Annotated in this window: 23 protein-coding genes; 3 read left to right on the top strand and 20 right to left on the bottom strand. The window is 54.4% G+C overall.

Annotation, left to right across the window (positions count from 1 at the left end):
- Nucleotides 1–96 precede the first annotated feature (96 nt).
- The 10 genes from purF to AC0Z7K_RS10475 all read right to left on the bottom strand — a co-directional run bounded on the left by purF (nucleotide 97) and on the right by AC0Z7K_RS10475 (nucleotide 10,584).
- Nucleotides 97–1,614 carry an amidophosphoribosyltransferase gene (gene purF, locus AC0Z7K_RS10520; RefSeq protein ID WP_413529278.1) on the bottom strand — a complete coding sequence of 506 codons (1,518 nt, stop codon included), beginning with the start codon at nucleotides 1,612–1,614 and terminating at the stop codon, nucleotides 97–99.
- 30 nt (nucleotides 1,615–1,644) lie between these two features.
- Nucleotides 1,645–2,136: a colicin V production protein gene (gene cvpA / locus AC0Z7K_RS10515; RefSeq protein WP_034791821.1), complete on the bottom strand. Its 492-nt coding sequence runs from the start codon at nucleotides 2,134–2,136 to the stop codon at nucleotides 1,645–1,647.
- A gap of 266 nt (nucleotides 2,137–2,402) precedes the next feature.
- Nucleotides 2,403–3,233 carry a cell division protein DedD gene (gene dedD, locus AC0Z7K_RS10510; protein WP_485614324.1) on the bottom strand — a complete coding sequence of 277 codons (831 nt, stop codon included), beginning with the start codon at nucleotides 3,231–3,233 and terminating at the stop codon, nucleotides 2,403–2,405.
- Nucleotides 3,223–4,509 carry a bifunctional tetrahydrofolate synthase/dihydrofolate synthase gene (gene folC / locus AC0Z7K_RS10505; RefSeq protein ID WP_485614323.1) on the bottom strand — a complete coding sequence of 429 codons (1,287 nt, stop codon included), beginning with the start codon at nucleotides 4,507–4,509 and terminating at the stop codon, nucleotides 3,223–3,225. Before folC ends, dedD begins: the two co-directional genes overlap by 11 nt.
- A 202-nt stretch (nucleotides 4,510–4,711) precedes the next feature.
- The gene (gene accD, locus AC0Z7K_RS10500; RefSeq protein ID WP_485614321.1) at nucleotides 4,712–5,629 is read right to left on the bottom strand and encodes an acetyl-CoA carboxylase, carboxyltransferase subunit beta; all 918 of its coding nucleotides are present in this window, start codon (nucleotides 5,627–5,629) and stop codon (nucleotides 4,712–4,714) included.
- A gap of 262 nt (nucleotides 5,630–5,891) precedes the next feature.
- Nucleotides 5,892–6,560 (bottom strand): DedA family protein, encoded by a 669-nt coding sequence (locus tag AC0Z7K_RS10495; protein ID WP_112166855.1) that lies wholly within the window; start codon nucleotides 6,558–6,560, stop codon nucleotides 5,892–5,894.
- 36 nt (nucleotides 6,561–6,596) lie between these two features.
- Nucleotides 6,597–7,427, bottom strand: coding sequence for a tRNA pseudouridine(38-40) synthase TruA (truA, locus tag AC0Z7K_RS10490; RefSeq protein WP_485614319.1), 831 nt, complete (start codon nucleotides 7,425–7,427; stop codon nucleotides 6,597–6,599).
- Nucleotides 7,428–7,429: 2 nt separating this feature from the next.
- Nucleotides 7,430–8,443 carry an aspartate-semialdehyde dehydrogenase gene (locus tag AC0Z7K_RS10485; RefSeq protein ID WP_413529273.1) on the bottom strand — a complete coding sequence of 338 codons (1,014 nt, stop codon included), beginning with the start codon at nucleotides 8,441–8,443 and terminating at the stop codon, nucleotides 7,430–7,432.
- A gap of 119 nt (nucleotides 8,444–8,562) precedes the next feature.
- Nucleotides 8,563–9,690, bottom strand: coding sequence for a 4-phosphoerythronate dehydrogenase PdxB (gene pdxB / locus AC0Z7K_RS10480; protein WP_485614318.1), 1,128 nt, complete (start codon nucleotides 9,688–9,690; stop codon nucleotides 8,563–8,565).
- Between the two features lie 99 nt (nucleotides 9,691–9,789).
- Nucleotides 9,790–10,584, bottom strand: a complete 795-nt coding sequence (locus tag AC0Z7K_RS10475; RefSeq protein ID WP_413529271.1) for a helix-turn-helix domain-containing protein — start codon at nucleotides 10,582–10,584, stop codon at nucleotides 9,790–9,792.
- Nucleotides 10,585–10,709: 125 nt separating this feature from the next.
- Here AC0Z7K_RS10475 and AC0Z7K_RS10470 point away from each other — a divergent pair, with 125 nt between their 5' ends.
- The gene (locus AC0Z7K_RS10470; RefSeq protein ID WP_485614316.1) at nucleotides 10,710–11,606 is read left to right on the top strand and encodes a DMT family transporter; all 897 of its coding nucleotides are present in this window, start codon (nucleotides 10,710–10,712) and stop codon (nucleotides 11,604–11,606) included.
- A gap of 251 nt (nucleotides 11,607–11,857) precedes the next feature.
- Nucleotides 11,858–12,907 (top strand): flagella biosynthesis regulator Flk, encoded by a 1,050-nt coding sequence (flk, locus tag AC0Z7K_RS10465; protein WP_413529269.1) that lies wholly within the window; start codon nucleotides 11,858–11,860, stop codon nucleotides 12,905–12,907.
- 8 nt (nucleotides 12,908–12,915) lie between these two features.
- On the opposite strand, the gene AC0Z7K_RS10460 is transcribed toward flk, so the two are convergent.
- The 7 genes from AC0Z7K_RS10460 to fabB all read right to left on the bottom strand — a co-directional run bounded on the left by AC0Z7K_RS10460 (nucleotide 12,916) and on the right by fabB (nucleotide 22,121).
- Nucleotides 12,916–13,371 (bottom strand): rhodanese-like domain-containing protein, encoded by a 456-nt coding sequence (locus AC0Z7K_RS10460; protein ID WP_485614314.1) that lies wholly within the window; start codon nucleotides 13,369–13,371, stop codon nucleotides 12,916–12,918.
- Between the two features lie 50 nt (nucleotides 13,372–13,421).
- Complete coding sequence (locus AC0Z7K_RS10455) at nucleotides 13,422–14,549, bottom strand: SLC13 family permease (RefSeq protein WP_485614313.1); 1,128 nt, start codon at nucleotides 14,547–14,549, stop codon at nucleotides 13,422–13,424.
- Between the two features lie 213 nt (nucleotides 14,550–14,762).
- The gene (locus tag AC0Z7K_RS10450) at nucleotides 14,763–17,069 is read right to left on the bottom strand and encodes an Orn/Lys/Arg family decarboxylase (protein WP_485614312.1); all 2,307 of its coding nucleotides are present in this window, start codon (nucleotides 17,067–17,069) and stop codon (nucleotides 14,763–14,765) included.
- Nucleotides 17,070–17,117: 48 nt separating this feature from the next.
- A complete protein-coding gene (adiC, locus tag AC0Z7K_RS10445; protein ID WP_485614310.1) occupies nucleotides 17,118–18,455 on the bottom strand; it encodes an arginine/agmatine antiporter in 1,338 nt (445 codons plus the stop codon).
- 283 nt (nucleotides 18,456–18,738) lie between these two features.
- Nucleotides 18,739–20,196 (bottom strand): PepSY-associated TM helix domain-containing protein, encoded by a 1,458-nt coding sequence (locus AC0Z7K_RS10440; RefSeq protein ID WP_485614309.1) that lies wholly within the window; start codon nucleotides 20,194–20,196, stop codon nucleotides 18,739–18,741.
- 96 nt (nucleotides 20,197–20,292) lie between these two features.
- The gene (locus AC0Z7K_RS10435) at nucleotides 20,293–20,769 is read right to left on the bottom strand and encodes a DUF2946 domain-containing protein (protein WP_485614307.1); all 477 of its coding nucleotides are present in this window, start codon (nucleotides 20,767–20,769) and stop codon (nucleotides 20,293–20,295) included.
- A gap of 131 nt (nucleotides 20,770–20,900) precedes the next feature.
- Nucleotides 20,901–22,121, bottom strand: coding sequence for a beta-ketoacyl-ACP synthase I (fabB, locus tag AC0Z7K_RS10430; RefSeq protein WP_413529263.1), 1,221 nt, complete (start codon nucleotides 22,119–22,121; stop codon nucleotides 20,901–20,903).
- A gap of 172 nt (nucleotides 22,122–22,293) precedes the next feature.
- On the opposite strand from fabB, the gene mnmC reads away from it, so the two are divergent.
- Nucleotides 22,294–24,324 carry a bifunctional tRNA (5-methylaminomethyl-2-thiouridine)(34)-methyltransferase MnmC2/FAD-dependent 5-carboxymethylaminomethyl-2-thiouridine(34) oxidoreductase MnmC1 gene (gene mnmC / locus AC0Z7K_RS10425; protein ID WP_485614305.1) on the top strand — a complete coding sequence of 677 codons (2,031 nt, stop codon included), beginning with the start codon at nucleotides 22,294–22,296 and terminating at the stop codon, nucleotides 24,322–24,324.
- A 71-nt stretch (nucleotides 24,325–24,395) separates the two neighbouring features.
- Here the strand turns inward: mnmC and AC0Z7K_RS10420 are convergent, their stop codons facing one another.
- The 3 genes from AC0Z7K_RS10420 to AC0Z7K_RS10410 all read right to left on the bottom strand — a co-directional run bounded on the left by AC0Z7K_RS10420 (nucleotide 24,396) and on the right by AC0Z7K_RS10410 (nucleotide 26,170).
- On the bottom strand, nucleotides 24,396–24,674 hold the full coding sequence (locus AC0Z7K_RS10420) for a YfcL family protein (RefSeq protein ID WP_213052162.1): 279 nt from the start codon (nucleotides 24,672–24,674) through the stop codon (nucleotides 24,396–24,398).
- A gap of 25 nt (nucleotides 24,675–24,699) precedes the next feature.
- Nucleotides 24,700–25,257, bottom strand: a complete 558-nt coding sequence (locus tag AC0Z7K_RS10415) for an elongation factor P hydroxylase (protein WP_413529261.1) — start codon at nucleotides 25,255–25,257, stop codon at nucleotides 24,700–24,702.
- Between the two features lie 112 nt (nucleotides 25,258–25,369).
- On the bottom strand, nucleotides 25,370–26,170 hold the full coding sequence (locus tag AC0Z7K_RS10410; protein WP_413529260.1) for a sulfite exporter TauE/SafE family protein: 801 nt from the start codon (nucleotides 26,168–26,170) through the stop codon (nucleotides 25,370–25,372).
- Nucleotides 26,171–26,197: the final 27 nt, after the last annotated feature.

The raw sequence follows: 26,197 nt of genomic DNA, 5'->3' as shown, positions 1-26,197 counted from the left end.
GCTGCTAATACTGACATAAATTCAGGCATAAAAAAACGCGCCCGCCCGGCTGTTCACCGGAGGGGCGCGTTTAAGCGGATGTCAGCAACCGGCTAATCAGCCTTCGTTGTGCATCTCAAGATTTTCGGCTTCCTGCTGGCCACGTAACGCCTGAGCGTCGTCGTTGCGCAGAGCTTCGAGATATTCCAGGTAATTCTGGTCAACGTCTTTGGTGACGTAAATACCGTCAAATACGGAACACTCAAATTTCTCGATATCGCTGTTATCTTCTTTCACTGCGGCGATCAGATCGCTGAGATCCTGGAAGATTAACGCATCCGCACCGATGATCTGATTGATTTCACTGACTTCACGACCGTGCGCAATCAGCTCATTCGCGCTTGGCATATCAATACCGTACACGTTCGGGAAACGAATTTCCGGTGCGGCAGAAGCCAGATAAACGCGTCTCGCGCCCGCTTCACGCGCCATCTCAACGATCTGCTGAGAAGTAGTACCGCGCACGATGGAGTCATCGACCAGCAATACGTTCTTATCACGGAACTCAGCGCGGTTAGCGTTCAGTTTGCGACGCACCGATTTACGACGTTCCTGCTGACCCGGCATGATAAACGTACGCCCCACGTAGCGGTTTTTCACAAAACCCTGACGGTACGGTTTATTCAGAATACGCGCGATTTCAAGCGCGATATCGCAGGAGGTTTCCGGGATCGGGATCACCACATCGATATCCAGATCTTCCCATTCACGGGCAATTTTCGCGCCCAGCTTTTCACCCATGCGAACACGGGCGCTGTAAACGGAAATTTTGTCGATAAATGAGTCAGGACGTGCAAAATACACGTACTCGAACAGGCATGGATTGTACTGCGGATTCTCAGCACACATGCGGGTGAACAGCTGGCCTTTTTCGGTAATGTAAACCGCTTCGCCCGGCGCTACGTCACGCAGGAACTCAAAGCCCAGCGTGTCTAACGCGACGCTCTCAGACGCCACCATGTACTCGTTACGGTCGCCTTCCAGCGTACGCTTGCCGATCACCAGCGGGCGGATGCCGTGCGGGTCGCGGAACGCCAGCATACCGTGGCCGATGATCATCGCCACGCAGGCATACGCACCGCGGATTTTCAGATTCACCGCCGAGACGGCAGCGAAAATGTTGTCAGCTTCCAGCGGATAATGCTGGAAACGATCCAGCTCGCTGGCCAGGATATTCAGCAGAACTTCAGAATCGGAAGTCGTGTTGACATGGCGACGCTGGCCTTCGAACAGGTTACTTCTCAGTTCATGGGCATTGGTCAGGTTACCGTTATGGGCCAGGGTGATGCCGAACGGAGAGTTGACATAAAAGGGTTGAGCTTCTGAAGCGCTGGAACTGCCAGCCGTTGGGTAGCGAACATGGCCAATGCCCATGTTGCCTTGCAAGCGAAGCATATGGCGGGCTTCGAACACATCCTTCACCAGGCCATTCGCTTTCCGTAAACGGAAGTTATTATTGGCGTCAATGGTGACGATGCCTGCGGCATCCTGCCCACGGTGTTGTAACACCGTTAACGCGTCATAAATCGACTGGTTTACCGGCATGAAACCGGCGATACCGACAATACCGCACATGTTGTCTTTTCCTCTTCAGCGCTGCCAAAACTAAAGATGTTTTGGCAAGAAACTCGACGTGCTCTGCAGGTAGTCAAAGAACCACCTGATGATATAACTGAACTGTGGGATCAACTGAGATTGTTTCCAGTCTTCACTTTGTGAGAAGCCGGTAAAGGTATCCAGGAAGAACAGCATCGCGGAGACAATCAACACACCGCGCAGTGCACCGAAGCACACACCTAACACCCTGTCAGTGCCGGACAACCCGGTTCTTTCCACCAGCGAACCAATCACATAGTTGACAATTGCACCTACGATCAACGTCGCGATGAACAAGATGGCAATTGCGATCCCGTTTCGAACTAACTCATCTTCGAAACGCGTGAAGTAGATGGCGAGGTAAGGGTAATAATGGCTGGCAACGAAGAAGGCGCAAGCCCAGGTTACCAACGATAAAGCCTCACGAACAAAGCCACGAATCAAACTGACTAAGGCAGAAAATCCGATAACCGCAATGATGACGTAATCAATCCAGACCATTAACTATTCCAGTGTCTAATCCAGTCACGTCTACCCCGGCATCCAAATCGCTGCGAATTCTAACAGAAAAAGAAAACGTTTGCGTAGGGGAAATCTGCCGGTCAGACAAATTAATAATAGCGATTAAAAAAACCTCAATCGCAGCATAAACCTATAAAAATTCAGCGAACCTATTCTATAGAAAAAGGGCACAAATCGCTTGTGCCCTCATACTGATTAAATGATGGGTTTTCGCCCCTCACCCTGTGAAGGGCGAGGAAGTTTAATCAGTGCGCACTGTAGGCACGCACCTGCCCACCTAATCCACTGAGCTGCTGCAACTGCGGCAGCGACGCTTCCAGTTTTTGCTTCGACGCATCCGGGCCGACGTAAAGCCGCGTGATTTGCCCCTGTACCGGTGTGGAAGGTACCGTGAAAGCACGGAACCCTGACAACCGCAGATTCGCGACGATCTCGTTGGCTTTGGCAGCATTTTTCAATGCTCCCAGTTGCACGACGTAAGACTGCCCCGCTGGCGCTTTTTCTTCCGGCGCGGGCTTCGGCTGTTCGACCGCTTTTGGCTGCTCAACAGGTTTAGGCTGTTCGACTGGCTTCGGCTGTTCAACCGGTTTCTGTTTAACCACCGGCGGCGCTTCGACCATTGGTTTGGGTTCGATGGTCTTCGGTTTTTGCACCACCGGTTTTTGTTCAACCGGTTTCTGTTCAACCGGTTTCTGCTTCGCTGTTTCGGTGCGCGTTGGGGACACTGCCTTCTTCTGCTCTGGCAACGTTGTGGACGGCGGCGTTTCCACCGTCGTATTGCCTGGTGCGACCGCACCGCGATTGGCAGCCGTAGTATTGTTCGCGGAATGGTCCTCTTCAGGCGCGCCACTCATTGCCTGATTGGCACCTTCCGGCGCCTGCGCTGGCAGTGACTGCGTCACCGGTGGCACCGAGTCCTGTTCTTCAACATCACCCGCTTTTGGCACCAATGGGATAGACGCAAATTCGTCTTCGTAATGTTTTTTCTTGCCGTCGAGTAAACCGGGCAAAATGATAACGCCCAGCGCCACCAAAATGACCGTCCCGACCAGACGATTTTGAAACTTACTTGCCACTGGTTTTCCCCGTATCTAAAGCATCCATTACGTGAGCGACGGTATGAAACGAACCGCAGACGATCACAATATCCTGAGGAGCCGCCTCCTGCATAGCCTGTTTCCAGGCTGATCCGACATCCGCAAACTCACGCGCCGAAGGCAGGTGCGCCGTCAGCTCTTTTGCGCTGGCACCGCGCGGGCCTTCGAGTGGTGCGCAATACCAGACATCGACCTGAGGCGACAGACATGCCAGCGTACCGGCAATATCTTTATCTGACAACATGCCAACCACCGCACGCACTTTCCCATCCTGACGCGGCAACTGCGCCAGACGTCCGGCCAGATAAGCGGCCGCATGAGGATTGTGCGCAACGTCGAGGATCAGGCGTGGCGATTCGCTCACCGTCTGGAAACGCCCCGGCAGTGCGGCACGCTGAAGGCCGGTACGGATGGCGTCAGCAGGAATAGCCAGCGGCGAATAATGCAATGCAGCCAGCGCCGTGGCGGCATTCGCCAGTGGAACGTTCGGCAGCGGCAGATTCTCCAGCGCACCGGTTTCTGCGCCGTGGTCCAGCGCCGTCCAGCGCCAGCTTTCATCACTGGCGGTGAAATGCCAGTTCGTATCACGACGGTACAAATCAGACTGTTTTTCCTGCGCGACGTCGGCAATCGACTGCGGCATATCCGGCTCACCGACGACTGCAGGTTTGCCCGCACGGAAAATACCGGCCTTTTCGCGACCAATACTTTCGCGGTCGGAGCCCAGCCAGTCGGTGTGATCCAACGCAATGCTGGTAACAACCGATACGGCGGCATCCACGATATTCGTGGCATCCAGGCGCCCGCCCAGCCCCACTTCAAGAATAACCACGTCCAGCTTCGCCTGCTTAAACAGATGCAACGCGGACAAGGTGCTGTATTCGAAATAGGTCAGTGAAATATCACCGCGTCCGGCTTCCAGCAGCGCGAAAGACTCACAGTGCGCCACTTCCGGCAACTCTTCGCCCTGAATGCGCACGCGCTCGGTGTAGCGCACCAGATGGGGAGAACTGTAGACGCCGACGCGATAACCGGCGGCCATCAGAATGGATTCAAGCGTGGCGCAGGTGGTGCCTTTGCCATTGGTGCCTGCAACGGTAAAGACCAGAGGCGCAGGCGTCAGCAAATCGAGTTTGGCAGCAACCGCGCTGACCCGTGTAAGGCCCAGCTCAATCGCCTGAGAATGGAGGTGTTCGAGATAATAAAGCCACGTGGCTAAAGGCGACGTGGCTTGAGGGATATGTTGATTTTGCATGAGCCCGTTCAACCTGTTCAGGTTTGCTTCGACACGGCATCACCAGACTGAGACAGCAGGCAATGCCCTCTTTGTCAGATACCACTAACAGAGTAAAAGCACGGCCTGCCAGTCCTGAGCGATAACAGCTTGAGGCGACAGTTTGGGCGGCACAACGATAAGTGGCCGCCCTGAACAACTGACCGGCTTTTACTCTGATCGATCAGGCATCCTGATGATTGTCAGCGGCAGAACCGTCGACAGCAGCCGGAACCTCGGCCACTTTTGGCTCCGGTTGCCCGGTCAGTTTCGCCAGAACGCTGCCTAATTTAGCACGCAGGTCCGGACGACGGACGATCATATCAATCGCGCCTTTTTCGATCAGGAACTCACTGCGCTGGAAACCAGCAGGCAGTTTTTCACGCACGGTTTGCTCGATAACACGCGGGCCGGCAAAACCAATCAGGGCTTTTGGCTCAGCCACGTTGATATCACCCAGCATCGCGAGGCTGGCAGAAACACCGCCCATGGTCGGGTCAGTCAGTACAGAAATGTACGGCAAGCCGCGCTCCTGTAACTTCGCCAACGCCGCACTGGTTTTCGCCATCTGCATCAGCGACATCAGCGCTTCCTGCATACGTGCGCCGCCACTGGCTGAGAAACACACCAGCGGGCAGTTATCTTCCATTGCCTGTTCAACGGCACGCACGAAACGTGCGCCCACCACAGAGGCCATAGAACCGCCCATGAAAGCAAACTCAAACGACGCGACCACGATCGGCATACCAAACAGCGTGCCTTTCATGACCACCATGGCGTCTTTTTCGTTGGTTTCTTTCTGCGCAGTCACCAGACGATCTTTATATTTTTTGGAATCTTTAAACTTCAGAACATCTTTAGGCTCAAGCTCGCTACCTAATTCAACCTCACTGCCCTCGTCCATGAAAGAGGACAGACGCATACGCGCAGACAGTCGCATATGGTGGTCACACTTAGGGCAAACCATGAGGTTGCGCTCGAGCTCGGCGCGGTAAAGTACCTGCCCGCAGCTGTCACATTTAGTCCAGACGCCCTCAGGAATGCTTGCCTTACGGGTTTGCGAGTCAGTGCTCTTACTAAGAATTCGTTCAATCCAGCTCATCGATAACCTTTCTGTTTGAACCCGGCCGAAGCCAGTCCGCTGTTCATGCTGTAACAAGTCCCCTGAAACCTACCCAAAAACGTCTGCGTGCAGGGTGATAAAAAATCTCACACGCCGCATCACAGAAGGGTTGTTCGCAGGAACAGACCATAAATTGTCGCTCATTAAACCATAACAGCCAGAGACTGTGGATAAAAAACTGGTGAGTCTGCGGGTTTAATGACCGTCAATATCCTGTTAATTCATAAAAATCGTCACGGGATTAACCCTGATGACGTTTCTCTTTCGCCGCCGCACGTTTGTGCCGCCAGATTTCAATCACACCCGGCAGGACCGAAACCACGATGATGCCGACGATCAGTAATTTCAGATTTTCCTGAACAATCGGGAGATCGCCGAACAGGTAGCCTGCGTAAGTAAACAGTAGCACCCAAATTAATGCACCAATCACGTTATAGGCGGCGAAATGGCGATAAGACATATGCCCCATGCCCGCAACGAACGGCGCAAATGTCCGGACGATCGGCACGAAGCGCGCAAGAATAATCGTTTTGCCGCCATGTTTCTCGTAAAACTTATGCGTCTTGTCTAAATAACTGCGACGGAAAATCTTCGAATTCGGGTTGCTGAACAAGCGCTCTCCGAAGACCCGCCCGATGGTGTAGTTCACGGCGTCTCCCACAATGGCAGCAATTGCCATCAGAAACACCATCAGATGCACATTAAGATCGTTAGTCGGCAGCGCGGCCAGCGCCCCTGCGACGAACAGTAACGAATCCCCTGGCAGGAATGGTGTCACTACCAGCCCGGTTTCACAGAACAGGATCAGGAACAAAATTCCGTAAACCCATGCGCCATACTGCGCAACCAGTTCCGCCAAATGCACGTCAATATGTAGAATAAAATCGATCACAAACTGGATGAAACCCATTTGATTTTCCGTCCTTTCTTACATCTTCAGAGGTTCTTAATCTTCTAAGAACAGCGGCCCCATATTGACCTGAGGTAATGCAAATTTATCGGGGTAATCCACAGAGACCAGATACAGACCTTCGGCTTTACCGGTCGCCGCCGCCAGATTGCGATCTTTCGCCGCCAGCAGTTCGGCCATCCAGTTCACCGGCTGATTCCCCGCACCAATTTCCACCAGACTACCAACGATGTTACGCACCATATGATGCACAAACGCATTGGCCTTGATATCCACCACAACATAATTGCCGTGACGGGTGACATTCAGATGCATCATGTAGCGCCACGGCGTGCGCGACTGGCACTGCGACGCGCGAAACGAGGTGAAATCGTTCTCGCCCAGCAATGCCTGACCGGCCAGCTGCATTTTTTCCACATCCAGCGGCATATGAACGTGCGTCACGCCGGTATGCAAAATCGCCGAACGGTAGCGATGATTGTAAATGACGTAGCGATAACGGCGGGCAGTGGCACTGAAACGCGCGTGGAAATCTTCCCCGACGTTCGCACACCAGCGCACGGCAATATCTTTCGGCAGATGGGTATTCACCCCCATCGTCCAGGCCGCGTCATTACGCATCACCGGCGTATCGAAATGCACCACCTGACCGGTAGCGCTGACGCCTGCATCGGTACGCCCGGCGCAAAACACCACGATGGGTGTATCTGCCACACGGCTCAGCGATTTCTCCAGACACTCCTGAACGCTGGCCGCCCCCTGCTGACGTTGCCAGCCGTAATAGGCGCTGCCGTTGTATTCAATACCTAACGCAATGCGCCCCACGGCGGGAGCAGCACTGACGTCAGCAATAACCTCGTCGGACATAATCAGTACCAGTACTCATTAATCAGTTTTTCTGCGGTTTCCACCGCCATCAGGGCACCGCCAAAACGCACGTTATCCGCCACTGACCAGAACTGCAATAACTCAGGCACGCCGTAATCGTTACGCAGACAGCCGATGCTCAGATTGGCGTTGCCGGAAGCATCGCTTACCTGCGTCGGGAAATCGTCTTCGTCGCTCAGGGAAATATCGTCGATACGTTCGAGTTCAGTACGCGCTTCTTCCGCAGACAGCGGGCGCAAACCTTCCAGATGCACAACCTGCGCGTGGCCGTAGAACACCGGCGACTGCACGCAGCTGACCGAAATCGGCAGGCCATCGTCCTGCAACACTTTACGCACCTGATCCACCAGACGACGTTCCTGTAACACGCTGCCCTCTTCGTCGCTCACCAGCGGCAAGAGGTTGAACGCCAGCTGCTTGCTAAACATTCCGCCCTCTTCCGCCGGAATGCCGTTCAGCAGGCGCGCACTTTGCCCGGCTAAATCATCCACCGCCACTTTACCCAGCGCGGAAACGGACAGCAGTGAGGTGACATGCAGACGCGACAAACCGGCCTGTTCGGTCAGCGGTTTGATGGCGGTCAGCAGCTGACTGGTCAGGCTGTCAGCGACGGCGACGATATTGCGGTTGCGATAATGAGACAACGCATCAGGATTCACGCCCGGTACCACCAGAGGAATATCGTGCTCCAGCGAGAACAGACCGCTGCTGTCGATCACCAGGCAGCCCTGATTAGCGGCTTCTTCGGCATACAGTGCAGAGGCTTCGCTACCCGCCACAAAGAACGCCAGCTGAACCTGCGACCAGTCAAATTCGGACGCCAGCTGTACGCGCAGGCTTTTGCCATTAAAACGCACGGTCTGGCCGGCGCTGCGCTCACTCGCCAGCGGGAAGAGCTCACCAACCGGGAACTGACGCTCGGCCAGTAAATCCAGTAACGCATCACCGACTGCGCCCGTTGCGCCAAGCAGCGCAATATTCCAGCCATCAGACATGTTGGTTTTCTCCAGAAATAAAAGTGCAAAATACAAAGGGGCGATGAATGATCACCGCCCTGTTTTCGAAATCGTTATGACATCACTGTATGCGTAAAAGCTTAAGGGCGCGTTAAGGCTCAGAACGTCACGCTGTTAAAGCCCAGCTTTTTCAGCACATCCGCGGTTGCCGGTTCGTCACAGACCACCCGCAATGATGACCATTCGCGACGCTCTTCATAGAACTTACGCAGCTTATCAAATTCACCGGGTTTTCCGGCGACACGGCGTAAAGGCCGGTCATCGCGGCGCACATCATACACTAAGTGAATAAGTCGCAGCAGTTTGGCTTCACTCAGCGCACCGCGCAGCGTCACTTCGGCAAATTCAGGCGCAGGCAACAGCGATTCCAGCGGCACGGTTTGCGGCTGACCAATAAACTGGCTGAATGCCTCAAACACCTGCGTGGTGCCGCGCGCTTTGCCTTCCAGGCTGTAGCCCGCGATATGCGCGGTGCCAATGGCTACTTTATCGAGCAGCGCCAGTGACAAATCAGGCTCCGGCTCCCAGACATCCAGCACAGCGGTGAGTTTTTTGCTGCCATTCAGCGCGTCGAGCAACGCGGCGTTATCCACCACTTCGCCACGACAGGCATTGATCAAAATACGGTCAGCAGGCAGTCGCGCCAGCAAATCAGCATCCACCAGATGATGGGTGGCATAAGGGCCTGACATATTCAGCGGCGTGTGGAACGTCAGAATATCGGCCTCGGCGACCAGTTTTTCCAGCGGCCAGAATTCACCTTCATCGCCGCGATCGGCTCGCGGTGGATCGCATAACAGCGTACGGATACCCAGTGCTTCAAGGCGGGCATTGAGTCGCGAACCGACGTTACCGACGCCGATAATGCCCACGGTTTTGTCACGCAACCGGAAGCCATCGCGCTGGGCAATAATCAGCAGGGAGGAGAAAACGTACTCAACCACGGCAATGGCATTGCAGCCCGGCGCGGCGGAAAAGCCGATACCCTGCGTCGCCAGCCACGCGTCATCCACATGGTCAGTGCCCGCCGTGGCTGTACCGACAAATTTCACCGGTTTTCCCGTCAGTAAACTTTCGTTCACCTTGGTCACAGAACGCACCATCAGCGCATCGGCGTCATTCAGGGCGTCTTGCGGGATCGGACGGCCGGGAACGGATAGTACCGTGCCCAGCCGGCTGAACAGTTCGACGGCGTAAGGCATATTTTCATCAACCAGGATTTTCACGTTTGTCTCCGGCAGCATGGCCTAAGAAAGAATAGAAAATAAAGAAGAGTGGGATTTTGCCACGTTCGCCGCGCCGATCCCAACTTTCAGGGCACAACTTTACCTGTCGTTACGAAAACGCTGCGGCGTGGTGCCGGAAATCTGCTGGAACATGGTGATAAACGCCGACGACGAGCTGTACCCCACTTCGTGCGCAACGTCCTGCACATTTTTGCCCTGCTCGAGCAGCGAGATGGCGTGTAAAAAACGCAGCCGCTGACGCCACTCGGCAAAGCCCATGCCCAGTTCCTGCTGGCATCGTCGCGATAGCGTACGCTCGGTGGTGTAAATTTTCGCTGCCCACTGGGCCAGCGGGGTGCTGTCCGCCGGATTCTTTTCCAGGCCGGTCAGCACCTGCGACAACAGCTTATCTTCCGAGGTCGGGAGGTAAGTATTCTGACGCGGTGCCAGACTGATTTGATCGAGCAATACGCGACACATGCGCAGATCAGCCTCGGTTTCCGGCTCAGTCAGCTTGCGCGAAAAACAATCGTCGGCGATGGCATTGAAAATCCCCGTCGGCGTAAGCAGGCACGGCGCAGCAGGCAGGTTTTGATCCATTTGTGGCGCGATATCAATTGCGCAAAACCGCGTGGTTTTACGGTTATAACTTGAATGCTCGGTGCCCGCCGGCAACCAGACGGCAAACTCACGCGGCGCCAGATAACGCTGCCCGGCGACCAGCATGGCAAGAACGCCGGACTTCACGCAGATAATCTGGCTCCACGGATGAGAATGCCGAACATATTCGGAATTCCCTTCAATAATTTCACCACGAAATAACAGCGTCGTCGGGGGTTTTTCCGGTAACGGCGGATAATAGCGCGGGAGAGATGATGTCCGGCGAGTCGGCATAAAAACCTTTTGTCTGTGACTGCACAGGTTGTCTGAATTACAGGAAGGATTGTCTGATTATCGTTATATATAACAAATAAGACAATCGTACACTTGCGGAACGATTTACTTAGGGATGATTTGCAATGAATGTACTTTTTCCGCTGCTGGCCGTTTTGATTTGGTCGCTCAATGCTGTTGTCAGCAAGGTGTCCGCGACCGCCATTGATCCCGCAGCGATCTCTTTCTACCGCTGGCTGCTGGCCTTACTGACGCTGACCCCGTTTATTTTGCCGGGCGTACTGCGCAATCTGCAGGCTGTGAGGCAATACTGGTGGAAACTGCTGATCCTCGGCCTGCTGGGCATGGTCTTGTATCAGAGTCTGGCCTATTACGCCGCGCACAGCGTCAGCGCGCTGTTTATGGGGATCCTGAACTCACTGATCCCGCTGCTCACAGTGGTGATAAGCCTGTTCCTGCTAAGCGTGGTACCGACCGTTGGTATCGCGCTGGGCTGTGTGATTTCATTCGCCGGGCTGGTGTGGCTGGTCAGCGCTGGCGATCCTGCGCAACTGCTGCAACACGGGATTGGCAAAGGCGAGCTGATGATGTTTGCGGCGTCGGCGTCCTATGCGTTATATGGCGTACTGACCAAGCGCTGGGCGATTCCGCTGCCTAACTGGCAGTCGCTGTACGTGCAGATCATTTTTGGTGTGCTGCTGCTGCTGCCAAACTTCCTGCTGGCGAGCGACGTTAGCCTGACCGTGCACAATATTCCGCTGGTGCTGTTCGCGGGGATCCCGGCGTCGATCATTGCGCCGTTTTTATGGATCCAGGGTGTTATCCGCCTCGGTGCTAACAAAGCGTCTATTTTTATGAACCTGTCGCCGATTTTCACCGCTATTATTGCGGTGCTTTTCCTGCACGAACAGCTGCACAGCTACCACATCATTGGCGGTGGAATTACGCTGGCAGGGGTAGTCATCGCCCAACGTTTGCGTAAACCGCTATTTGGCAGCGTCTCTTCAGCCCCACAAAAATAAGAGCAAATAAACCACTGTCCTCTTCGATAATGGAGAGGACAGTGCCTCTTTTTTCGCTTTTACGCCCTGTCTGACGTTTTTAACGCCCGTTTTACTCAATAATATTCCTAAGAAAGTGGATCCGCCTGCCAATCACGGTGTCGATTAATAAACTTTGCAGGTATGATGAGGCGCTTCTGCGCTCTTGCGCCGCGCTTTTTACTTTTCATGAAGTTCAGGCGACGATTTAATTTCCAGCGAAGGACGGTGATATGCAACCTTTGAGCGGCCCGGGCATGCCGGTTGGCGACAACAGAACACAGCCCCAGGGTCAGACCGTTCCTGCTCAACCGGGTGGCGAGCTGCCGTTAACCCCGGCGCAGCGAACCACGCTGGAGAAGCTGATCGTCAAACTGATGGCGCTGACCCCGATAAAATCTGCGGAGATCTGGGCCAACCTGCGCCACGATCTTTCTTTGCCCCACGGTGCAGAAATCACGTCATCGCAATTTCCTCAGGCGCAGACCCTGCTACAGGGGAAACTGACGCAGGCGCAGGATAGCCATGCCTCGCGCCAGCTGATGTTGCAGCTAACCGAGCTGTTGCCACAGGGCAATAACCGCCAGGCCGTGAGCGACTTTATCCGCCAGAATTTTGGTCATACCGTCCTGAGCCAGCTGACTCACCCGCAGCTGCAACAGGTACTGGACTTGATCCAGACGCGCCAGATGAATATCCCGCTGCCGCAGCAGACACCGGTAACCGATCGCCCTTTGCTGCCTGCCGAGCACAACAACCTGCAACAGCTGGTTACGCGTCTCAGCGCAGCCACTGGCGAAGCACCGGTCAAAGTGTGGCAGGAGTTGTTTACTCTGGTGGGCGTTAAGGTCGGTGATTCTATTCCGGCGAAACACTTCCAGTTACTCAGCCAGTTTATGCAGGTAAAAGCCTCACTCAGCCAGCAGACCACCCCACCGACGCTGACCACCCTGCTGAGCGTGCTTAAACAGCCTGCCAGTACGCAGGAAATCCGTCAGCTGACCGAGTATGTGGAAAACCGTTTCAGTGCCACTTTATCCACGCCGCTGACGCCGGTGCAGGTGAATGACCTGATTGGCGTATTGTTCAGCCAACGTGTAGACCGCACACCACGCAGCGAAGAAATTGATGACCACTTCTCCACCACGACGCGTACGGATCCGCAGCCAATCATGAATCCGTTTGTCGCGATGCTGCCACCGTCTATGCAGGCGCTCGGCGGAAAACCGCTGCTGTTTATCGCCTTTGTGGTGGTCGTGTTACTGCTTTGGGCGCTGTTTTAAGGCCAGATTCAGGCACAGCCGCAATTCTCAGGGGCGAGGCTCAGGGAATAGTTCCCCCGTTCTTCGCCCGTTGCCAGCGGATGTTGATCGCGGATCCAAAAATCCAGCCCGCCAATCATTTCCTTCACATGAAATCCCAGCTTTGCCAGCTTGTATGCACCCTGCGTCGAGCCGTTACAGCCAATCCCATCACAGTACGTCACGTAAACGACATCTTTGCTCAGCTCCCGCGTACTTTCTGCCGTCATCAGTTTGTGCGGAAAACTTACCGCGCCCGGCACATGCCCGCGCACATAATATTCAGCAGAACGGGTATCAATAATCACAATGCTGGTAACGCCGTTCAGCAAATCTGCCGCCACGTCGGCCGCATCGGTATAAAAGCTCAGTTTCGAGTGTAAATACGCGGCGCTGACATCAGGGGACGGCGGCGCGAAAGCCAGAACATAAGATGAGTGCGACATAACTTCTCCTGTGAAATCTATATGAGGGGGAAACAGTGCTGCCATGGGTATTAACCCGCCACCAGAGGTAACAGAAACCAGCCTGCCAGCCCGCTAAACAGCAGGAATGGGAATGAATAGGCGTGGAATTTGAGCCAGATCTTTTTGTCATTTGCCATGCGCAAAGCAATCAGGTTAGCAAGCGAACCAATCGCCAGCCCAAAGCCACCGGCATTCACGGCGTAGGCCAGCAGCGCGCCCGAAGGCAAATAGTTGATCATCAGGATGGTCGCGGGCACGTTACTGATCACCTGAGAAAGCCCGATGCTGAGCAGGTAATGCCCGTAATCCGGCAGACCAGCAATATGCGCAAAGGCAGGTTGCAATATATCCAGTCCGACAATCAGTCGCACATCGATAAACATCACGATGAAGACCAAAATCAGCGGCCAGTCGATTCGCAGCAGCACCTGCCGCGCCAGCCAGATAAAGCACAGAATGACCGCCAGTAAGCCGTAGATTGCCAGCCCCAGATCCACACAGGCAATAAACGCTACGTACAACGCCACGGAGCTGAACAGCAGACGTTTCTGGAACGGATAACCTTCGTTACTCTCCAGCTTTTTCAGGCTGTGAGATGGAAAGCAGAACCAGGTGACCAGCAGGAGTGCGGCCAGCGTAATTATGGCAAGCGGTGCCATCTGAGCAATAAAATGCAGGAACGACAGACCTGACTTATTCCATAACAGGATATTTTGCGGATTCCCTATCGGCGTCAACAGAGATCCGGCATTTACCGCCAGCGCTTCGAAAATGATGAGCCGGGTGACCGGCAGCGACGTCAGTTTTTTCAGCGTAATGGTCAGCGGGATCACGATAAATAACGCCACATCGTTGGTCATAAAGGTAGAAAGCACCGCCGCCGCCATCACCAGAAACAACGCCAGCCAGCGTTCGTTATCGATGGCGTTAATCATCTTACGTCCAACAAAATCGAAATAGCCGCTGACTTCCACACCTTTGGTCAGCATCAGCAGACCTAACAGCGTAACGATGGTGTCCCAGTCAACAAACTGCGGAAACTGCACAATTTTGGCAGGCTGAAAGCAGGTCAGCACAATGCCAAGCAGCACTAAAAGATGCAGAAATCGATCGCGTAAGAAAGGTTTAAGTAATGTGCCAGTGACTGTTTTGAACATAATTTTTCTGCATTAATAAGCCGGTTATCTGATGCGCTGACGTTACCCGAAGAAATTTCCCTCTGCCAGCGCAATTACTCACTTCCCGCGATATCACGCAAAAAAAACGAGGCTCATACAGAGCCCCGTCAGCAGATTGCGAGATGTGCCGCAACCCTTTCATTTGTCCTCTCTGTCATCTTGCAAACCGCAAAACGAGGGGTAGACTCGCCGCTAGTTTTTCAGAACCCAGATGTGATATTGCCCGTCCTTGAACTCTGCGCCTTCGAGCTCTTTTTCGAAGCCGGGGAATTTCTCTCCCCACTGCGCAATGCTGCGGATATAGCTGAGCCACGGATCGTTTTTGGCACCAAAGCTTTCACCCGGCATGACGATAGGAATGCCCGGCGGATAAGGGATCACCCCCACGGCTGAGACACGCCCGGCCAGCTTGTCCAGCGTCAGGTGTTCACAACGTCCGGCCATGTGATCCTGGAAGGCAGCGCGTGGGAGTTTGACCGGCGTCGGGATTTTGCCAAAAGCCTCGGACTGGAGTTTATCCATCTGGCTGGTTTTCATGTAGGCGAACATTTCGTCACAGAGATCCTTGAGCCCCATGCCGGCATAGCGAGCCGCGTTTGAGGAAGCCAGATCCGGCAGGCACAGCGTCAGCGGGCTGTTATCGTCGTAATGCTGTTTGAACTCCAGCAGCACGTTAATGAGCGTCCCCCACTTACCTTTGGTGACGCCGACTGAGAACAGGCACAGCACCATGAAATCGGTAGTACGAGAAGGCACGATCCCATGCTGAGAAAGGAACGCGGTGACCATCGCCGCAGGAATACCGTTTTCCAGCATGTTACCGTCATCTCCCATACCCGGAGCCAGAATACCGGCCTTGATCGGGTCGAGCATGCACCAGTCATCGTCGAGCTGGTCGAAACCGTGCCAACTTTCCCCCGGCCTCAGCACCCAGCAGCTCGGGTCAGTAGTGAGTTGTTCTTTGGAGGCATTAATGAACGGAATTTTTTTACCGGTTTTCACATCTACCACATCCGGCGCATTCCACGGTGAGAAGAACCATTCGCCCTGAGCGGAAAACGCCGCATGCACTTTGGCAAGCGCCATGCGGAAATCAACGGCCTCGTTGATCACTTCCTGCGTCAGTGATTCGCCCTGCTTGCCGTCCATCATCGCCGCGCCCACTTCATTGGCGGCAATAATGGCATACAGCGGCGAGGTCGTGGCCTGCAACATGTAGGACTCATTGAAGCGGGAATGCTCCACCGGTTTTTTACCGTTGCGGATGTGAATGTAAGACGCCTGCGACAACGCGGCCAGCAGCTTGTGCGTGGAATGCGTGGCGAAAACAGTCGGGCCTTCCGGGTCATGATCTGCCGGATTACCACGCATGGCATAACGGTCGCGGTAGAACGGATTGAAGCGCGCATAGGCGTACCAGGCTTCATCGAAGTGAATATTATCGACGCTCTTCGCCAGCAGATCCTGCGCCTGTTTGGCGTTATAGCACATGCCATCGTAGGTACAGTTGGTGACTACGGCGTAAATGGGTTTAGGGTCAGAGGCGAGTTTTTTAAGCGGATGTTCGTCGATTTTCTGCTGAATAGACTCGGCCATAAACTGCGATTTCGGGATCGGTCCGATGATGCCAAAACGGTTGCGCGTCGGGATGAAGAAGACCGGTATGCCGCCGGTCATCACTAACCCCTGCTCGATCGATTTATGGCAGTTACGGTCGCACAGAGCGAACTGACCGTCGCCGACGACGGCCGTCATGATTGCGCGGTTAGAGCCGGAGGTGCCGTTGAGCACTGAGTAACTCTGATGTGAGCCAAAGACCCGTGCAGCGTAAGTTTCGGACTCTTTAATCGGCCCGCTGTGATCGAGCAACGAGCCCAGCGCACCGCGCTCGATGCCGGTGTCGGTGCGAAAGAGATTTTCACCGAAGAAATCGAGAAACTCACGCCCTACCGCCGTTTTGGTGAATGCAACACCCCCCTGATGACCGGGTGCTGCCCATGAATATTCCGGTGAATATTTGGTGTAATTGAACAGTGCCTTGGTGAACGGCGGCAGCAGCTGATCGTAATATTTGTCGATCAGTGCGACAGAGCGCGCTGCGATAAATTCGGCGGTATCTTCATGCATCCAGACGAATTCGTTGACCATTTTCATGGTGTCGAGCGTGAGCGTGTCGATACAGGAGTGTTCAGCCATCAGCAGGACCGGCACGCCTTTATTGCGGCGGCGGATCTCCTGCAACAGCGTAAATGCCTGACTGTGCGAAGCGCTGTCGTTGCCACCGGAGGTCCAGTCGACAAAGACGCAGCAGATGGAGGCATCAGACGTGATGGTCGCAATGCCGTCTTCGAAGGTGACCGCCGGGATCACCGTCAGATTGGTATCTTCGAGCGCTTCAATCAGCTCCCGTACGGCACGCCCGTTGGCGGTATTCACATCCGTAATATTGCTGTCGACAACCAGCACTTTACGTTTTTTATGGCGACTTAAATCGATCATAACCTTTCCTTTTCGTCTTGAATTCAAAATATCTGGGAGTTAAAACGGTCAGTCCAGTTCAAGCGGTTTACCCAACGGGTACGGGTTTTTATGACGACGGTTATAGTTGAAGCTGTACATGGCGGTAATCACCATCAGCGCGATGAATGACCACATCACCTCTTCAGCGCCGGAACCGACAACGGCCCAGATGCAGTAGACAAAGGCGATCAACGTGACAAAGCTGTACATCCCGGTGCGGTTCCCCAGATGCCCGTGACCGACCAGCATCAGCGCGGCGCAGGTGTAAAGGTATGGTACTAAGGTGAAAATCACCGAGACCGAGGAAACCAGCGCGAACTGCGCGGTGGCGTCGGGAGATATGGTGGAAATCTGGAAGATGGTCATCAGAATGCCGAGCACGATAAGCCCTTTAACCGGCACGCCTTCTTTGTTGACCTTGGCAAATATTGGCGGGAACAAACCATCATCGGCCGCCGCTTTCGCCGTCTGGCTGGCCAGTAACGTCCAGCCGCCGAGCGAACCAAGACAACCGGCTGCGGCGCAGAAAGTCACTATCGCCCCCGCCGTATCGCCCATCGCCATCCTTGCGGCATCACCAAACGGAGAGGTAGAAAGGCGCAGCGCGGCATTCGGGATCATCCCCATGATGGCGGTGGTAGAAAGCACATAACACACGGCGGCGATCAGCACGCCGCCGATAGTGGCGATCGGTACGTTGCGCTTCGGATTCTTCACCACCGCAGCGGCGACCGAGGCGCTCTCTACGCCGATGAATGACCACAGCGTTACGCTCAGCGTACTTTGGATCGCGCCGAAGGTGCCTTTCCCACTGACGTTCCAGGCCTCCATGTAGGTATCACTTTTGAACCAGAACCAGCCAAAGATGGCGATCGCCAGAATTGGGATCAGCGCCAGCACCGTTGCGACGGCCTGGACGCGGGTGATCATCTTCGCCCCGACAATGTTCAGGATGACGAACAGCCACAACACCGCGACGCAGGTGAAGGTCAGTACCAGCGGTTCTTTTAAAATAGGGAAGAAGTAACTGAGATAACCGACGCCGATCACTACCATTGCGATATTGCCGACCCAGCAGGCCAGCCAGTAAAGCAGGTTTGTCTGATAGCCCAGATACGGGCCAAATGCTCTTCGCGCATAGGCGTACGAACCGCCCGCGCTGTCATCGAGTGAGGACATTTTGGCGTACACCATCGACAACGCCAGCGCGCCGATAATGGTGACCAGCCAGCCGTAAATGGCGACCCCGCCGGTAGAGGCCAGGTTTGCGGGCAGGAGGAAAACCCCTGACCCCATGATATTGCCGGACACCATCAGGGTGACCGGGATTAACCCTACTTTGTGATCATCTGATTCAATAGCCATGAACTAACCCCTACAAAAAGTAATACATTAATTTTCAAAGGAAATATTGAATAAAACAAAGACAGACTTAGGACTTTTCTGATGCAGAAATAAGACTAGTAGAGATTTGTGAGGGGCGTTAATAATAGCGAGATAATTTAAATAAATGGATAATTATAATAATTATAAAAAAGTTTGTTTATCAGGATGATAAGTAAAAGTGAGACAGTCAGATTCAGAGGAAGGACAGTAAAACCGGCGGCGCAGGCAGAGTGAGCCACCGGTCAGGCAGGTAAGGTGAATTTTAGGTGCGAGCCGTCTGCAACGCACGCTGAGAACGTAGCCAGCGAGCAATATCAATCAGCAGAAAAATCACCAGACTGACGCCCATCACCGGCAGGGAAATCGCCAGCGCCAGTGTGACCACAAATATCGGACATTGCAGGCGTAAAGGCACGGATTTCCACGTCTGCATCAACGTGACCGCCGGATTAATCCCGTCGCTGCTGACGCTTCTGCGTAACCACCACAGACGATATCCCCAGACAATCATCACGCAAAGACCGATGCCAAACACCGCCAGAATCACCTGATTCCACAGGCCAAACAGAATGCCCATGTGAGCATCGACACCCCAACGAGTGAGTTTAGCCAGCAGCGGAAAATCAGCAAAATAGACGTGATCGACAATCCGCATTGTTGCCGGATCGACTGACACTGCATCGACCTGCGTCGGCCAGCTGCGATCCACCTCGGTTACCGTCCAGGCTTTATCAGCCGTATATGCCGGGCGTATTTCGATTTTATTCGCCTCAATCCCGGATGCCCGCGCGGCCGCAACGACCGAGTCAAAATTGTGCATCATGACCGGCATGGCTTTCGGTTGCTCGTGCATTGTATGCGCGGACATATCCATGCCCGGCATATCAGGCATGTCTGCCGTCGCAGCGTGATGCTCTGCGTGTTCGTCCGCAGGTGCCGCCGCCACTTGCGCATCCAGATTGGTATTCACCGCAGGGGTCAGCCAGCCCATGTAGGCGCGCAGCACGCCAATGTTGTCCCCCGCCCACTGTGACCACGTCAGACCGGTGGCGGAGAAGAACAATAGCCCGGCCATCAGCGCCAGTCCGATGGTGCTGTGCCAGCGGCGACTGCGTTGCTGTTTTTCGACTTTTTCGCTGAGCTTACGCGGCATGCGGTTTTTTCGGCGCCCGGTCAGCCACAGAACAACGCCACCCAGCGCGGCAACCCAAAGCCAGGATGCCGCCAGTTCGCTGTAAATCCGCCCTGCATCTCCCAGCAGCAGGCCACGATGCAAATCATCCAGCCACGTTCGAAACGGCAAAATCCCGCTGGTGCCGTACACCGTCATATCCCCTTTTACCGCCAGCGTGGCCGGGTCGATGAAGATCGCACGGCTTTTAGAAGCACCTAATTGCGGATCGGAAAACATCACCCGCGTCGTGTCACCGGGCTGCGGCGCGGGGCGGACGGCGTAAATTTTCGGGTTCGCACCCGCCACGTTGACGGCAGCATCAATCTGGCGCGACAACGGCTGCGCCTCGCCTTTCGATGATGTGAACAACGCATCGGCGTAGAGATAATTTTCAAACTGTGGCGTGAGGACGTACAGCGTGCCAGTCAGCGCGGCGATAAAAATAAACGGACCGACAAACAGGCCAATATAAAAGTGGATGCGCTTAAGCAGCGCAAGGGATGCGGCTTTGACCGTCATTTTGTGAGAAACAGCAGGTTGGCTCATCAATAAAATTTCCTGAATTTTCCATAGCAAATGCACAACGGCTACGCGGATTAAGCGCCGTTATGACGATGTTTTTTTAATGGGAGAAAATAATATTCAGGAAAAGACAGGGGGCGCGCGCGGCTGGGAATCAGTGAAGAATCGCGATGGGATAAGACGTTGAATATCTTTACACGGAGGCGCGCGACTGGCGAAATCCAGTGACCACAGCATCGGCATGGCCTGCAAATCCAGCATCGGCAAATGCACCAGCAACACACAATAACCGCACGCGGCATCGCTCATGTCACCGAACATCATCATTTTAGCGATGTCCTGCGGTGCCGAATGGCAGGTTGGCTTCTGGCAATGTGTCGCAGAGGCTTCATGGTCTGACATGTCCATGCCAGCCATTTCACTCTCAGGCATGTCCATATTGGACATCACCATGCCGGACATCATCACATGCTGCGCACCCTCAGCCACCAGTGATTTAGAAACCACCGGTGCAATAAACAACATCAGTATCGCCAGGATCCCAAGCCATGCCGGGAAGCGCAGATGTCGATGATTGATTTGTTTTAGTGAGAGCATTATGTCAACAAAGTGAAAACAAGAAGCGGCGAAATTGTACCTGAATTGTTGAGGGATAACAGGAGGGATAAACGACAGACGTAAAAAAGCCCGTGTTAAACGGGCTTCTGTTCAGAGCATAACGACAGAAATTATTTGTCGTTTTTCAGCTTACGCATCACCAGCGTGGCGTTGGTACCGCCGAAGCCGAAGCTGTTGGACATCACGGTGGTCAGCTCGCGCTGAGTCGGTTTAGTGATGATATCCATGCCTTCTGCTTTCTCATCGAGGTCTTCGATGTTGATGCTTGGCGCGATGAAGCCGTGCTCAGCCATCAGCAGAGTGTAGATCGCTTCCTGAACGCCTGCGGCACCCAAAGAGTGACCGGTCATGGCTTTGGTAGAAGACAGCGCCGGTGTTTTATCACCGAACACTTCACGGATGGCACCCAGTTCTTTCACGTCGCCGACCGGAGTAGAGGTTCCGTGCACGTTAACGTAGTCGATTGGAGTATCTACGCCGTTCATTGCCATTTTCATGCAACGCACTGCGCCTTCACCGGATGGCGCTACCATGTCTGCGCCATCAGACGTTGCGCCGTAGCCAACGATTTCTGCGTAGATGTGCGCGCCGCGTGCCAGAGCGTGTTCCAGCTCTTCGACCACAACCATACCGCCGCCGCCAGCAATGACGAAACCGTCACGTTGCTGATCGTAAGTACGGGAGGCTTTCTCAGGGGTTTCGTTGTACTTGGTAGACAACGCGCCCATGGCATCGAATTCACAAGCCATTTCCCAGCACAGCTCTTCGCCGCCACCGGCAAAGACCACGTCCTGTTTGCCCAGTTGGATCATCTCTAACGCGTTACCGATGCAGTGAGCAGAGGTTGCGCAGGCAGAGCTGATGGAATAGTTCACGCCGCGAATTTTGAACGGGGTTGCCAGACAGGCAGAAACACCGGACGCCATCGCTTTGGTCACCATGTATGGGCCAACGCCTTTCAGGCCTTTAGCACGCATACCGTCGGAACCCGCAACCTGGTTGCGTGGTGAACCGCCGCCGGAACCGGCGATCAGGCCAGTACGGTCGTTGGAAACCATTTCAGGGGTCAGACCGGAATCTTCAATCGCCTGTTGCATGGAAAGATAAGCGTAGATCGAGGCATCACTCATGAAACGCACAATCTTACGATCGATAAGGCCCGCGGTGTCTAATTTGACATCACCCCAGACGTGACTACGCATGCCGGCATCTTTCAGCTCTTGCGAGAAGGTGATCCCAGAGCGACCCTCTTGCAGAGATGCAAGAACTTCCTGCTTGTTGTTACCGATGCTCGAGATGATACCCAGGCCAGTAATCACTGCACGTTTCATTTAATACCTCTTGTACTATTAATAACTATTCGGGATTTCGTCACGCACTCTAGCGTACAGTTGTACGCCGAACAAGTCCGATCAGCAATTCGTTGTGTAAATCGTGGTAAATTTGCGCGGGGTCAAACGCAGGCGTAAACTCCGGCATCGCCTTGAACTGAGAGAGTTTCACGTGAGCCATAACCCGATCACACCCGCTGAATTAAGCTGGAACGAACAGGGTACACCTGTTTCCCGACATTTTGATGACGTCTACTTTTCCAACCAGGACGGCTTACTGGAAACGCGCCATGTCTTCCTGAATGGCAACCATTTCCCGGCCCGTTTTGCCGACCACCCTCGCCCGCTTTGCATCATCGCGGAAACCGGTTTCGGTACCGGACTGAATTTCCTGACGTTGTGGCAGACCTTCGAGACGTTCCACAATGAGAACCCCGACGCTATCCTGCAACGGCTGCATTTCATCAGCTATGAAAAATTCCCGCTGTCTGCACAAAATCTCGCCGCTGCCCATGCGCAGTGGCCGGAGCTGGCCTCCTGGTCCGCCGAACTTTGCGAACAATGGCCGATGCCCTTCGCCGGTTGCCATCGCCTGCTATTGGGGGGCGGGCGCATAACGCTTGACCTGTGGTTTGGCGACGTGACTACCCTGCTTCCGGCATGTGACACCAGTATGAATCAGCAGGTAGATGCCTGGTTCCTCGACGGCTTCGCGCCGTCGAAAAATCCGGACATGTGGACGCCTGGTCTTTTCGATGCCATGGCGAAAATGACCCGCCCGCAGGGCACATTTGCCACCTTTACCGTGGCCGGAGTCGTTCGCCGCGGCTTGCAGGATGCCGGTTTTGAGATAGAAAAAGTGCCTGGATTCGGTGAAAAGCGCCATATGTTAGCCGGCGTTTTACCTTCAAAAATTGATGTTCCTCACCCTGCACCCTGGTATTTTCGCCCGGCGGCACAAAATGCAACAGAGTTTGCGATTTTGGGCGGCGGCGTGGCGAGCGCGGTGCTGGCGCTGGCGTTATTGCGCCGTGGCTATAGGGTGACGCTGTACTGCGCCGATGAAAAACCGGCGCTCGGCGCGTCGGGTAACCGTCAGGGCGCGGTGTATCCGCTGCTCAACGGGCGCGGTGATACGCTGGAGCGTTTTTTCGCTCATGTCTTTACCTTCGCACGCCGTCAGTATGCGCAACTGGAAAAACTGGGTGTACCTTTTGATCATCAGTGGTCTGGCGTTACACAGTTGGGCTACGACGAAAAAAGTCAGGGGAAGATCGACGGGATCGTGAACGGCGGCTGGCCTGAAGGTCTGGCAAAAGGACTGACTGAAGCGGAAGTTGAATTATTATGCGGTGTGCCCTGCGGCAGCGGCGGTGTGACTTATCCGCTCGGCGCATGGCTGTGTCCGGCAGAGCTGACGGCGTCGCTGATTAATCTGGCTGAGACACAAAGCCTGACCGTGCATTATCGCCAGCGGGTAACAAATTTACGTCAGGACGCCGGTTCGCACTGGACCCTGACCTTTGCCGACGGGCACGAAGTAAATCATCAGGCCGTAGTGCTGGCAAACGGTGCGGATATTACGGATTTCAGCCAAAGTGAAAAGTTGCCGGTTTACGCGGTCAGCGGTCAGGTTTCGCATATTCCGACCACGCCTGAGCTGAGCAAACTCAAACAGGTGTTGTGCTATGACGGCTATCTGACGCCGGTCAGCCCGCTCAATCAGCATCACTGTATCGGCGCCAGCTATCACCGTGCGGATAAATGTACCGATTACCGCGAGGAGGATCAGCAGCAAAACCGTCAGCGTCTGCTCGATTGCCTGCCGGAAAAACAGTGGCCGCACGACGTTGACGTCAGCGCGGGCGAAGCGCGTAACGGCGTACGCTGCGCGACCCGCGATCACCTGCCGATGATCGGCTCAGTTTCTGACTATGATGCGTTGTTGGAAAGCTATAAGGCGTTGGATCTCGACGTCAAACGCCATCACCCCGTTGCACCTGCGCCGGTGCATGAGAATTTGTTCCTGTTTGGTGCGCTCGGCTCACGTGGCCTGAGCTCCGCGCCGCTGGGGGCCGAAGTGCTGGCCGCCCAGATTGCCGGTGAGCCGTTGCCGCTCGATAGCGAAACACTGGCCGCGCTGAACCCGAACCGCATGTGGGTGAGAAAATTACTGAAAGGCCGCCCGGTCGGATCGCACTGATTCAGCACCTTCAGGCAACAAAAAAGCGCAGCCGGAAATACCGTGACTGCGTTTTTTTTTGACTGGGGAGATTACTGAGGGAGAGAGGCCTGGTATAAATTTTCCCACATGCCCTGAACCAGCGCCTGATCGCGTGGCGATAATTCACCGGCACGGATGGCTTTGTCCAGACCTTCCTGAACGAGAATTTTCAACGCTTCGGGAGTGTGTTCACCGTTCTCTTCCGCTTCTGCCACCGCAACTGTCAGATGCCCGCGCAGATAGCCGCTGGCAAACAGTTCATCATCGCTGGCGCTTTCGACCATGTCGTCAATCAGCGTTAAAATCCGCGTTTCAAATTCTGCGATCATTACTCTTCCTCTCGTATTCAGTGTCTTATTCAAGCGGCTGCAACGCAGGGAAGTCTGCAGGCGTCAAAGGGGCGGTATTGTAAAACGATTGTAATGCTTTAATAAAGCGCAAAGGTCTTGGAGGAATGCCCTGATCCAGCATGCGCAGCACTTCTTCGCGCACTTTATTCTGGAATCCGACGCGGTCTGGCTCACAATCGCCGCTCAGGTTGTCACAGCTGACGTTGAAAGCAAAGCCCGCCGCCGCGCAGAAAAGCCACTCATAGGATTGCGGTTTGATTTCCACTTTCTCGAATTCGCTTTGCGTTTGCGCATCGCGGCCGTCCGGACAATACCAGTAACCGAAATCCACCAGTTTATGGCGTTCAGCACCGGCGACGCACCAGTGGGAGATTTCATGCATTCCGCTGGCGTAATAACCGTGGGCAAACACGATACGGTTAAACGGCTCAACTTCGTCGGCGGGCAGGTAGATCGGCTCGTCGTCGCCTTTGATCAGGCGCACGTTGAATTCCTCAAAGAAACAGGAATCAAAAATGTCGATCAATTGATGGTAGTTATGTGTTGCGGTCGAATCAGACATATTTGCTGTGAAACTCTGTAAGTAAGATCAGGGCGACAATATAACCCTGTTTAATCGCGCGATTTTATGACCCTGGGCAAGCCGGAGAACGATATCCGGTTTGCCTGAAAGATTACAAATGCAGGCTCAGCCAGTGGTGAATATCTGCGCCGTGATTGTCATAAATCAGCTTGCAGCTCATCACAACGGACACGGCCACCACCATCGGGCGGATCATCTTTTGGCCTTTACTCAGAACCATCCGCGCGCCGAGTCGCGCTCCGATAAACTGCCCGGTCATCATCACAAAACCCAATCCCCATACCACTTTTCCGCCGAGGATAAAGAACAGCAGGCCGCCGAAGTTCGAGGTAAAGTTTAGGACTTTAGCGTGTGCCGTGGCTTTGGCGAGGTTAAACCCGCACAACGTCACAAAGCCTAAAGCATAGAAGGAACCCGCGCCGGGGCCAAAAAAGCCGTCATAAAATCCGACGCAACCGCCGCCGACCAGCGCATACGGCAAGGCTGACAGGCGACGCTGGCGATCGCTTTCGCCCAGTTTTGGCGTCAGCAGGAAATACAGCCCGATGCAGATAATCAAAAGCGGCAAGACCTGTCGCAGCATATCGGCCTGCAACCGCTGAATTAAAATCGCGCCCAGCACCGCCCCCACAAAGGTACAGGCGATATTGAGCTTCTGATCGTTAAGATTGACCACGCCGCGCCGCACAAAGTAAAGGCTGGCAGAGAACGAACCGCCGACGGCTGACAGCTTATTGGTGGCGATGGCTTGTGCCGGGGAAACCCCGGCGGCCAGCAGCGCAGGCAGGCTGATAAGGCCACCGCCGCCTGCGATTGAATCAATAAATCCCGCCACCACAGCCACTAAAAACAGAACGCCTACTACCCAGGGGGCAACAATCAACCAGTCCATTTTTCTATCAGTCCCGCTCTACGTGGC

Source organism: Rahnella sp. 1L-D-7-B-C2 (assembly GCF_057290995.1).
The sequence above is the reverse complement of the archived record's forward strand: the minus strand, read 5'-3'. Positions and strand labels throughout refer to the sequence as shown.